11 protein-coding genes are annotated in these 10860 nt (G+C 58.7%); 9 read left to right on the forward strand and 2 right to left on the reverse strand.

What is annotated here, in order from left to right:
* Window positions 1-175: 175 nt before the first annotated feature.
* The gene (locus tag RRF55_RS01530) at window positions 176-313 is read right to left on the reverse strand and encodes a hypothetical protein (RefSeq protein WP_032424177.1); all 138 of its coding nucleotides are present in this window, start codon (window positions 311-313) and stop codon (window positions 176-178) included.
* Between RRF55_RS01530 and RRF55_RS01535 the strand changes: the two genes are divergently transcribed.
* The 6 genes from RRF55_RS01535 (at window position 305) to RRF55_RS01560 (ending at window position 7047) form a co-directional block, all read left to right on the forward strand.
* Entirely contained in the window at window positions 305-1228 is a 924-nt protein-coding gene (locus tag RRF55_RS01535; protein WP_004179102.1) for a LysR substrate-binding domain-containing protein, read from the forward strand. The genes RRF55_RS01530 and RRF55_RS01535 overlap by 9 nt on opposite strands.
* A gap of 73 nt (window positions 1229-1301) precedes the next feature.
* The gene (cecR, locus tag RRF55_RS01540) at window positions 1302-1961 is read left to right on the forward strand and encodes a transcriptional regulator CecR (protein WP_439419080.1); all 660 of its coding nucleotides are present in this window, start codon (window positions 1302-1304) and stop codon (window positions 1959-1961) included.
* Window positions 1961-2956, forward strand: coding sequence for a secretion protein HlyD (gene hlyD / locus RRF55_RS01545; protein ID WP_004176787.1), 996 nt, complete (start codon window positions 1961-1963; stop codon window positions 2954-2956). The genes cecR and hlyD overlap by 1 nt, the downstream gene beginning before the upstream one ends.
* Window positions 2949-4688 (forward strand): ATP-binding cassette domain-containing protein, encoded by a 1740-nt coding sequence (locus RRF55_RS01550; RefSeq protein WP_004179101.1) that lies wholly within the window; start codon window positions 2949-2951, stop codon window positions 4686-4688. Before hlyD ends, RRF55_RS01550 begins: the two co-directional genes overlap by 8 nt.
* Complete coding sequence (locus RRF55_RS01555; RefSeq protein ID WP_002895739.1) at window positions 4678-5811, forward strand: ABC transporter permease; 1134 nt, start codon at window positions 4678-4680, stop codon at window positions 5809-5811. The genes RRF55_RS01550 and RRF55_RS01555 overlap by 11 nt, the downstream gene beginning before the upstream one ends.
* Before the next feature lie 129 nt (window positions 5812-5940).
* The gene (locus tag RRF55_RS01560; RefSeq protein ID WP_004142068.1) at window positions 5941-7047 is read left to right on the forward strand and encodes an ABC transporter permease; all 1107 of its coding nucleotides are present in this window, start codon (window positions 5941-5943) and stop codon (window positions 7045-7047) included.
* Between the two features lie 60 nt (window positions 7048-7107).
* On the opposite strand, the gene RRF55_RS01565 is transcribed toward RRF55_RS01560, so the two are convergent.
* On the reverse strand, window positions 7108-7545 hold the full coding sequence (locus tag RRF55_RS01565; protein ID WP_004176793.1) for a YbhQ family protein: 438 nt from the start codon (window positions 7543-7545) through the stop codon (window positions 7108-7110).
* A gap of 131 nt (window positions 7546-7676) precedes the next feature.
* Here RRF55_RS01565 and RRF55_RS01570 point away from each other — a divergent pair, with 131 nt between their 5' ends.
* Genes RRF55_RS01570 through RRF55_RS01580 form a run of 3 tightly spaced genes read left to right on the forward strand, consistent with a single transcriptional unit; the run spans window position 7677 to window position 10641 of the window.
* Complete coding sequence (locus RRF55_RS01570) at window positions 7677-8438, forward strand: endonuclease/exonuclease/phosphatase family protein (protein ID WP_004179098.1); 762 nt, start codon at window positions 7677-7679, stop codon at window positions 8436-8438.
* Complete coding sequence (gene clsB / locus RRF55_RS01575; protein ID WP_002895730.1) at window positions 8435-9679, forward strand: cardiolipin synthase ClsB; 1245 nt, start codon at window positions 8435-8437, stop codon at window positions 9677-9679. Before RRF55_RS01570 ends, clsB begins: the two co-directional genes overlap by 4 nt.
* Window positions 9676-10641, forward strand: coding sequence for a lysylphosphatidylglycerol synthase domain-containing protein (locus RRF55_RS01580; RefSeq protein WP_073900907.1), 966 nt, complete (start codon window positions 9676-9678; stop codon window positions 10639-10641). Before clsB ends, RRF55_RS01580 begins: the two co-directional genes overlap by 4 nt.
* The last annotated feature ends 219 nt before the right edge of the window (window positions 10642-10860 follow it).

Genomic DNA, 10860 nt, shown 5'->3' on the forward strand with positions numbered 1-10860 from the left:
GGTGGTTAGGTGTTTTATAATTGCGATGCAAGCACATCGCAGTTTGTTATCAGGCCTGTGAGAGGAATATAACAACCCCAAAATGAAACGGTATTCAAAAAACCTCAATTATGATTGAGAAAAATTGAGTTAGTGACTTCCCGCAAATTTTTAGCGTTTTCTGACCTGCGCGCTTTTAACAAGATAAATTGTTAAGCCCATCACAAATTAACGTTGTTTTTTCGCTTTTCCCTATGCTGTACATCCCGGCTGCGCCACGCTGTTGGCTATTTTCTTTTATTCGCGCCCCGCGCAGGATGCCGCCATGAGCCAACCGCTACCCAATAAAAATCTGCCGATGCCCTCTTTACGCAATATCCAGGCTTTTATTGAAGTCGCCGCTACCGGCAGCCTTAATCTGGCCGCAGAGAATCTCAATATTACCGCCTCGGCGGTCAGCCATCAGATAGCCAGCCTGGAGCACTTTCTGGGGAAAAAACTGTTCTCCCGCAGCAGCAAAGGCGTCACGTTAACGGCGGTGGGAGAAAAATATCTCAAAGAGGTCTCCGGGGCGCTGAATATGATTGGCCAGGCCACCAGCCAGGTGATCAACGATATCCATCAGGATTATTTACGCATTCATTCGGCGCCGAGCTTCGGCCTGCTATGGCTGATGCCCCGTCTGGATAAATTCCGCCAGGCGTGGCCGGCGTTAAAAATCAGCCTGACCTGTTCATACGAAAGCATCCAGTTCTCCCGGGATAATATTGATATCGATATTCGTCACGGGCTGTCACAGTGGCCGACGCTGCTGGTCAGAACCATTAAAAATGAGCGCGTCCTGCCCTACAGCGCAGCGTCTTATTTAGCCAGCCATCCTGTGCAGGCTGTGGAAGATCTGCTGGCCTGCGATCTGATCCACTCCGACAGCACCTTGATTAACTGGAGCAACTGGCTGTCGTGGCACAAGGTCCGCGGCTGGCATAAAAACTTCATTTTTAATTTCGACCGGTCATATATGAGCATCGAGGCGGCCAGAATGGGGATGGGCGTGATCCTCGAGAGCAATCTGCTGGCCGGCGGACACGTGCGCCAGGGACAGCTGACGCCGGTATTTGCCGACGAGCGGAGCATGCCGGTCGGCGCGCACCACTTCGTCCTCCCCCACGCTAATGAACAGAAGGAGAAGGTCCAGCGCTTCTTCGCCTGGGTCGCCGGAGAGCTGAAAGAGGAAGGGTTCCATATTTGATCCCGGCTGGTGGACAAACCGCCAGTCGGCGCCTAAAGTTAATCAATCGATTGATTAACTTTTACCGAGCGCGATGACCAGTAAAGGCGAACAGGCAAAAAATCAGCTTATCACGGCCGCTATCGCCCAGTTTGGCGAGTACGGCCAGCACGCCACCACCCGCGATATCGCCGCCCAGGCCGGGCAGAATATCGCCGCTATCACCTATTATTTTGGCTCGAAAGACGATCTGTATCTTGCCTGCGCCCAGTGGATCGCCGATTTTATCGGCGACAATTTTCGCCCGCAGGCCGAAGCGGCGGAGCACCTGCTTGCCGGGGAAGCGCCGGATCGCCAGGCGATCCGCGACCTCATCCTTAGCGCCTGCCACAACATGATCCTGCTGCTCACCCAGGACGATACGGTTAACTTAAGCAAATTCATTTCCCGTGAGCAGCTGGCGCCGACCGCCGCCTACCATCTGATCCACCAGCAGGTGATTGCCCCCCTGCACCATTATCTCACCCGGCTGATTGCCGCCTGGACCGGCTGCGAAGCCAGTGATACGCAAATGATCCTCCATACCCACGCCCTGCTGGGCGAGGTGCTCGCTTTCCGTCTCGGGCGTGAAACTATCCTGCTGCGCACCGGCTGGACGCATTTTGACGCGCAAAAAACGGAACAGATTTTCGAAGTCATTACCTGTCATATCGATTTCATCCTGCATGGGTTATCGCAAAGGAGTTTGGGCTGATGAAAAAACCCGTCGTCGTCATTCTGCTGATCGTGATTCTTCTCGCCGCGCTGGGCGGCGGCTGGTGGTGGTACCAGAGCAGCCGGCAGCAGCCGCTGACCCTGTATGGCAATGTCGATATCCGCACCGTCAACATGAGCTTCCGCGTTGGCGGTAGGTTGGCCTCGCTGACCGTCGACGAAGGCGACAACATCCGCGCCGGGCAAACTCTCGGCGAGCTTGACCGCGCGCCGTATGAAAATGCCCTGCTGCAGGCCCAGGCCAATGTCTCCACCGCCCAGGCGCAGTATGACCTGATGATGGCCGGCTACCGCGCGGAAGAGATTGCCCAGGCCGCGGCGGCGGTGAAACAGGCGCAGGCCGCTTACGACTATGCGCAAAACTTTTATCAGCGCCAGCTCGGGCTGCGCGCCAGCAGCGCCATTTCCGCCAACGATCTGGAGAATGCCCGCTCCTCGCGCGATCAGGCGCAGGCAACGCTCAAATCGGCGCAGGATAAGCTGCGTCAGTATCGCGCCGGTAACCGCCCGCAGGAGATTGCCCAGGCCAAAGCCAGTCTGGAACAGGCGCAGGCGGCGCTGGCCCAGGCCAAACTGGACCTGCACGATACCGTGCTCACCGCCCCTTCTGACGGTACGCTGATGACCCGCGCCGTCGAGCCCGGCACTATGCTCAACGCCGGCGGTACCGTACTGACCCTGTCGTTAACGCATCCGGTGTGGGTCCGCGCCTATGTTGACGAGAAAAACCTCGGCCAGGCGCAGCCGGGACAAGAAGTGCTGCTCTATACCGACAGCCGGCCGGATAAGCCCTATCACGGCAAAATCGGTTTTGTCTCGCCGAGCGCTGAATTCACGCCGAAGACCGTCGAGACCCCGGATCTGCGCACCGATCTGGTCTACCGTCTGCGCATTGTGGTGACTGATGCCGACGGCGCGCTGCGCCAGGGAATGCCGGTGACCATCTCCTTTAGCCACGGGAACGGACATGAGTGAGACCGTCATCGCCTTAAACGGCCTGAGCCGCCGTTTTCCCGGTATGGACAGGCCAGCGGTAGCGCCGCTCACCTGTACGATCCGCGCCGGCTACGTCACCGGGCTGGTGGGGCCCGACGGCGCGGGGAAAACCACCCTGATGCGAATGCTCGCCGGATTGCTCAAGCCTGATGAGGGTCGCGCCAGCGTGATAGGCTTCGACCCGCTAAAAGACGACAGCGCCCTGCACGCGGTGCTCGGCTATATGCCACAGAAGTTCGGCCTGTATGAAGATCTGACGGTGATGGAAAACCTGACCCTGTACGCCGACCTGCGCAGCGTCACCGGCGAGGCGCGGAAGAAAATTTTCGACCGCCTGCTGGAGTTCACCTCCCTTGGTCCATTCACCGAACGGCTGGCAGGCAAGCTTTCCGGCGGGATGAAGCAAAAGCTGGGCCTCGCCTGTACCCTGGTGGGCGATCCGAAAGTACTGCTGCTCGATGAGCCCGGCGTCGGCGTCGACCCTATCTCGCGCCGCGAGCTATGGCAGATGGTGCACGAGCTGGCCGGCGACGGCATGCTGATCCTGTGGAGCACCTCCTATCTCGATGAAGCGGAACAATGCCGCGACGTGCTGCTGATGAACGAAGGCAAACTGCTCTACCAGGGCGAGCCGACGGCGCTGACGCAAACCATGGCCGGGCGCAGCTTTCTGGTTTCCAGCCCGCAGGAAAACAACCGCCGCCTGCTGCAGCGGGCGCTGAAGCTGCCGCAGGTTAGCGACGGGGTGATCCAGGGCAAATCGGTGCGTCTGATCCTGAAAAAGGACGCGCGCATTGAGGAAGTCCAGCAGCATGGCGACATGCCGCCCCTGCAGGTGGCCGACACCGCGCCGCGCTTTGAAGATGCGTTTATCGACCTGCTCGGCGGCGCCGGGACCGCTGAATCGCCGTTGGGGGCGATTATCCATCGCGTTGACGGCAGCAAAGAGGAAACGGTCATTGAAGCCCAGTCGTTAACGAAAAAGTTTGGTGATTTCGCCGCTACCGACCATGTCGATTTCCAGGTTAAGCGCGGTGAAATTTTCGGCCTGCTCGGCCCCAACGGCGCCGGGAAATCCACCACCTTCAAAATGATGTGCGGCCTGCTGGTGCCCACCTCCGGCAAAGCGCTGGTGCTGGGAATGGATCTCAAGGTCAGCTCTGGCAAGGCGCGCCAGCATCTGGGCTATATGGCGCAAAAATTTTCGCTGTACGGCAACCTCAGCGTCGAGCAAAACCTGCGCTTTTTCTCCGGCGTCTATGGCCTGCGCGGCCGGGCGCAAAATGAAAAAATCGCCCGGATGAGCGATGCCTTTGGCCTGGAAAGTATCGCCCGCCACGCCGCCGACGAGCTGCCGCTCGGCTACAAGCAGCGGCTGGCGCTGGCCTGCTCCCTGATGCATGAACCCGATATTCTGTTTCTCGATGAACCCACCTCCGGCGTCGATCCCCTTACCCGCCGCGAGTTCTGGCTACATATTAATAGCATGGTTGATAAAGGCGTGACGGTAATGGTCACCACCCACTTTATGGATGAGGCGGAATACTGCGACCGCATCGGGCTGGTCTATCACGGCAAGCTTATCGCCAGCGGGACCCCGGACGCGCTGAAGGCCCAGGCGGCGGACGACAGCCAGACGGACCCGACCATGGAGCAGGCGTTTATTACCCTGATTAACCGCTGGGACAAGGAGAATAGCCATGGGCAATAGCATTCTCTCCTGGCGGCGGGTCCGCGCCCTGTGCGTCAAAGAGACCCGGCAGATTGTGCGCGATCCCAGCAGTTGGCTGATCGCGGTGGTGATCCCCCTGCTGCTGCTGTTTATCTTCGGCTACGGCATTAACCTCGACTCCAGCAGGCTGCGGGTCGGCGTATTGCTTGAGCAGCAGAGCGAAGAGGCGCTGGATTTCGTCCATACCATGACCGGCTCGCCCTATATCGATGCCACCGTCAGCGACAGCCGCAGGCAGCTGATTGAGATGATGCAGGCCGGGCGCATCCGCGCCATGGTGGTCATTCCGGTGGATTTCGACCGCCAGATGGCCCGCCCCGGCGCCGACGCACCGCTGCAGCTCATCACCGACGGCAGCGAGCCCAATACCGCCAACTTCGCTCAGGGCTATGTGGAAGGTATTTGGCAAATCTGGCAGCAGCAGCGGGCGGAAGACCGCGGCGAAACCTTTGAACCGCTGATCGACGTGCAGATGCGCTACTGGTTTAACCCGGCGGCTATTAGCCAGCACTTTATTATCCCCGGGGCGATCACCATCATCATGACCGTGGTCGGCGCCATACTGACCTCGCTGGTGGTGGCCCGCGAATGGGAGCGCGGCACCATGGAGGCGCTGCTGTCGACGGAGATCACCCGCGCCGAACTGCTGCTGTGCAAGCTCATTCCCTACTATTTCCTCGGCATGCTGGCGATGCTGTTGTGTATGCTGGTGTCGGTATTTATTCTCGGCGTGCCCTATCGCGGCTCGCTGCCGATCCTGTTTGTCATCACTAGTCTGTTTTTGCTCAGCACCCTGGGGATGGGGCTGCTGATCTCAACCATTACCCGCAACCAGTTTAACGCCGCGCAGGTGGCGCTGAACGCCGCCTTTTTACCGTCGATTATGCTGTCCGGGTTTATTTTCCAGATAGACAGTATGCCGGCGGTGATCCGCGCGGTGACCTATGTGATCCCGGCGCGCTATTTCGTTAGTACTCTGCAAAGCCTGTTTCTGGCGGGCAATATTCCGGTGGTGCTGCTGGTCAACGTGCTGTTTTTGATTGCGTCGGCGGTGATGTTTATCGGTCTGACGTGGCTGAAAACCAAACGGCGTCTGGATTAGGTTTTGTCCGGTGGCGCTGCGCCGACCGGGCCTACGGTTTAACCAACATCGATTATACGGTTCGCCGATCCCGTAGGCCGGGCAAACGCAGTGCCGCCCGGCGTGGTTGAATGGGCCAAAGGAGCTATTATGTTTCACCGTTTATGGACATTAATCCGCAAAGAGCTGCAGTCGCTGCTGCGCGAGCCGCAGACGCGGGCGATTTTAATCATGCCGGTGCTGATTCAGGTGCTGCTTTTTCCCTTTGCCGCGACGCTGGAGGTGACCAACGCCACCATCGCTATCTACAACGAGGACAGCGGTCGCCACGCGGTGGAACTCACTCAGCGCTTTGCCCGCGCCAAAGCCTTTACCCACGTCCTGCTGCTGCAAAGCCCGCAGGCGATCCAGCCGACCATCGATGAACAAAAAGCTCTGCTGGTGGTGCGCTTCCCGGCCGATTTCTCGCGCAATCTGGATAACTATCAAACCGCCCCGCTGCAGCTTCTGCTCGACGGACGCAACTCCAACAGCGCGCAAATCGCCGCCAACTATCTGCAACAGATTGTGAAAAACTATCAGCAGGAGCTGCTGGAGGGTAAAGCGAAGCCGAACAACAGCGAGCTGGTGGTGCGCAACTGGTACAACCCGAATCTCGACTATAAATGGTTCGTGGTGCCGTCGCTTATCGCCATGATCACTACCATCGGGGTGATGATCGTCACCTCGCTGTCGGTGGCTCGCGAGCGCGAGCAGGGCACCCTTGACCAGCTGCTGGTCTCCCCCCTCGCCACCTGGCAAATTTTCGTCGGCAAGGCGGTGCCGGCGCTGATCGTCGCCACCCTGCAGGCAACTATCGTGCTGGCGATTGGTATCTGGGCCTATCAGATCCCGTTTGCCGGCTCGCTGCTGCTGTTCTATTTCACCATGGTGATTTACGGTCTATCGCTGGTGGGCTTTGGCTTATTGATTTCGTCGCTGTGCGCCACCCAGCAGCAGGCGTTTATCGGCGTGTTCGTCTTTATGATGCCGGCTATTCTCCTGTCGGGATACGTCTCACCAGTGGAAAACATGCCGCAGTGGCTGCAGGATCTGACCTGGATAAATCCCATCCGCCACTTTACCGATATCACCAAGCAAATTTATCTGAAGGATGCGAGTCTGGAGATTGTGTGGGGAAGTTTGTGGCCGCTACTGGTCATAGCGGCCACCACCGGCTCAGCAGCGTATGCGATGTTCCGAAGGAAGATTGCGTAATACCCGTCATCGTTCAAACTACAACGGCGTTGGCTTTCCTTACTCACCCCAGTCGCATAGTTATCTATGCTTCTGGGGATTCGCTGCGTTGCCGCCTTGTTGTAGCCCGAACGCTTTAGGGTAACGGCTCTTATCTTTCGCCAGCAGCGAGACCACCGCCGGGCCTGCCAGTATCACCAGCCCGGCGAGGGCCAGCAGCAGGTTGTTGTGCAGCACGCGCGACAGCAGCCACAGCGCTATCATGGCCGCGCCGAAGTACCAGGTCGTGGTGAGCTCCTCAAGGAAGTCTCCCACATCGCGCCAGCGCGCCTCATGGTGACGCTGTAAAAACAGCATCGCCAGCAGCGTGACGCTGTAGAGGACGCACAGTCCCAATCCGACGCGCACCAGCGCGCCGCTCATCCAACCCATCACCAGTACTGCCACGACCAGTAGATGCAACATAATCTGCCAGCAACTAAGACCCGTTGCGACGCGTACACGTTGTTGCCACTTCATGGCTTCTCTCCTGAAGGATTTTTCTCTGCTACTCAGAGTACCGCACTTTACGGAAAATTCCGTAACACCGCATCTTTTTGTGACGTCTACTACACTATTTTATTCAGGAAAGTGACATTTACTGGAGAATTATGGCTGAGCCAACGGCGGGATTTTCGTTGAACGTGCTGACAATTAACACCCATAAAGGCTTTACGGCGTTTAATCGGCGTTTTATTTTGCCCGAACTGCGCGACGCCGTGCGCAGCGTTAGCGCGGATATTGTTTGCCTGCAGGAGGTGATGGGCGCTCATGAGGTACATCCGCTGCACATCGAAAACTGGCCGGATACGACCCATTATGAATTTCTCGCCGACACCATGTGGAGCGACTACGCCTACGGGCGCAATGCGGTTTATCCGGAAGGCCACCACGGCAACGCCGTGCTGTCGCGCTTTCCCATTGAATACTACGAAAATCGCGATATCTCGGTCGGCAACGGGGAGAAGCGCGGCCTGCTGTACTGCCGCATCGTGCCGCCGCGGAGCGGGATAACTATTCACGTGATTTGCGTCCATCTCGGTCTACGCGCCGACCAACGGCAGGCGCAGTTGACCATGCTGGCGGAGTGGGTCAATACCCTGCCCGCGGGCGAGCCGGTGGTGGTGGCTGGCGATTTTAACGACTGGCGTCAGCAGGCTAACCAGCCGTTAAAAGCCCAGGCCGGTCTGGAAGAGATCTTTACCCGCGCCCGCGGACGGCCGGCGCGCACCTTTCCGGTCAGTTTTCCGCTGCTGCGCCTCGACCGCATTTACGTCAAGAACGCCCACGCCAGTCGCCCGAAGGCGCTGGCCCTTAAACAATGGCGGCATCTGTCCGATCATGCACCCCTTAGCGTGGAGATACATTTGTGAAATGTCGTTGGCAGGAAGGCAACCGCATTACGCTACTGGAGAATGGCGACCAGTACTATCCGGCGCTGTTTGCGGCCATCGGTCGCGCCAGCCGGCGGGTGATCCTCGAATCCTTTATCTGGTTTGAAGATGAGGTAGGCCGGCGGCTGCACGCGGTCCTGCTCGAGGCTGCCCGCCGCGGCATCCAGGTGGAGGTGCTCCTCGACGGCTATGGTTCCCCGGATCTCAGCGATGAATTTGTCGGCGAGCTCACCGCCGCTGGCGTGATTTTCCGCTACTACGATCCGCGTCCTAAGCTGATGGGGATGCGCACCAATCTGTTCCGTCGCATGCACCGTAAAATCGTGGTAATCGACGACACCACCGCCTTTGTCGGCGGTATTAACTACTCCGCCGAACATATGAGCGACTACGGTCCGGAGGCGAAGCAGGATTATGCGGTGCAGGTCGAAGGACCGGTGGTGCTCGACATCCTGCAGTTCGAGCTGGAAAACCTGCCCAACAGCGAAACCGCCCGCCGCTGGTGGCGACGTCGTCGCCACCAGCCGGAGATTAACCAGACCCCCGGCGAGGCGCAGGCGCTGTTCGTCTGGCGCGACAACCAGGATCACCGCGACGATATTGAACGCCACTACCTGAAGATGCTGACCAGCGCCCGCCGGGAAGTGATTATCGCTAACGCCTATTTTTTCCCCGGCTACCGCCTGCTGCATGCGATGCGCAATGCCGCGCGGCGCGGAGTACGGGTTAAGCTGATCGTGCAGGGCGAACCGGATATTCCCATTGTGAAGTTTGGCGCCCACCTGCTCTATCACTATCTCGTTAAGGGTGGGGTGCAGATTTACGAATATCGCCGTCGCCCGCTGCATGGCAAGGTCGCTCTGGCAGACGACCACTGGGCCACCGTTGGGTCAAGCAACCTGGATCCGCTTAGCCTGTCGCTGAATCTGGAAGCCAATCTGATCATCCACGATCGGGTGTTTAACCAGACGCTGCGCGATAATCTCAACGGGCTTATCGCCCGGGATTGCCAGCGCATCGATAAAACGATGCTGCCGAAACGCAACTGGTGGCGGCTGGGCGTCAGCGTGATGGCTTTCCACTTTCTACGCCACTTCCCGGCATGGGTCGGCTGGTTACCGGCTCATACCCCGCGGCTGGCCAGAGTCAGCCCGCCGGTCCAGCCGGAAATTGAAACTCAGGACCGCGTCGAGTCTCCAGCCAGGGATAATCCACTATGAGCAAATCACATCCCCGCTGGCGGATGGCGAAAAGAGTGCTGACCGTGCTCTTTTTTATCGCCGTCATCGTCCTGCTGGTGATCTACGCGCAAAAAGTCGACTGGCAGGACGTGTGGAAGGTGATCCGCGGCTACGATCGGCTGGCCTTGTTTAGCGCCATTGCGCTGGTTATCGTCAGCTACCTCATTTACGGCTGCTACGATCTGCTCGGTCGGGCCTATTGCGGGCACAAGCTGGCGAAACGCCAGGTCATGCTGGTGTCGTTTATCTGCTACGCCTTCAACCTGACACTCAGCACCTGGGTCGGCGGGATCGGTATGCGCTACCGGCTGTACTCGCGGCTGGGGCTGAACGGCAGCACCATCACCCGTATTTTTTCCTTAAGCATTACCACCAACTGGTTGGGCTATATTCTGCTGGGCGGGGTGATATTCACGGCAGATCTGGTGAAGCTGCCGCCGCACTGGTACATCAGCCAGACCACTCTGCGTATTATCGGCGGGGTGATGCTGATCCTTACGCTTTGCTATCTGTTCGGCTGCGCGTTCGCCAAACGCCGTCACCTGACGATTAAAGGCCAGCGGCTGGTGCTGCCCTCCTGGCGCTTCGCGCTGCTGCAGATGGGGCTCTCGGCGGCGAACTGGATGACGATGGGGGCGATAATCTGGCTGCTGTTGGGCAGCGAGATTAACTATTTTCTGGTATTAGGGGTGCTGCTGGTGAGCAGTATCGCCGGGGTGATTATCCATATTCCGGCTGGGATCGGCGTGCTGGAGGCGGTGTTTATCGCCATGCTCTCCGGGGAAGATATTTCGAAGGGCGCGATCATTGCCGCCCTGCTCGCCTGGCGCGCGCTCTATTATTTCCTGCCATTGCTGCTGGCGACGGTGGCCTATCTGCTGCTGGAGAGCCGGGCGAAAAAGCTACGGCAAAAGAACCAGCGCAAGCTGGCCCGCGAATGAAACGGCCTGGTCGCGCTACGCTTGCGCGGGCCTACGGGGTGTGAGTCTGTGAGAGGATCCTGTAGGCCGGGTAAGGCGCAGCCGCCACCCGGCAATACCACGGGTACCGTACCTGATATCTCGCCCGGCGGCGCTACGCTTGCGCGGGCCTACGGAGTGTGAGCCTGTGAGAGGAGCCTGTAGACCGGGTAAGGCGCAGCCGCCACCCGGCAATACCAC

The organism is Klebsiella sp. K47, from assembly GCF_051858335.1.
Classification (GTDB): Bacteria; Pseudomonadota; Gammaproteobacteria; order Enterobacterales; family Enterobacteriaceae; genus Klebsiella; species Klebsiella pneumoniae.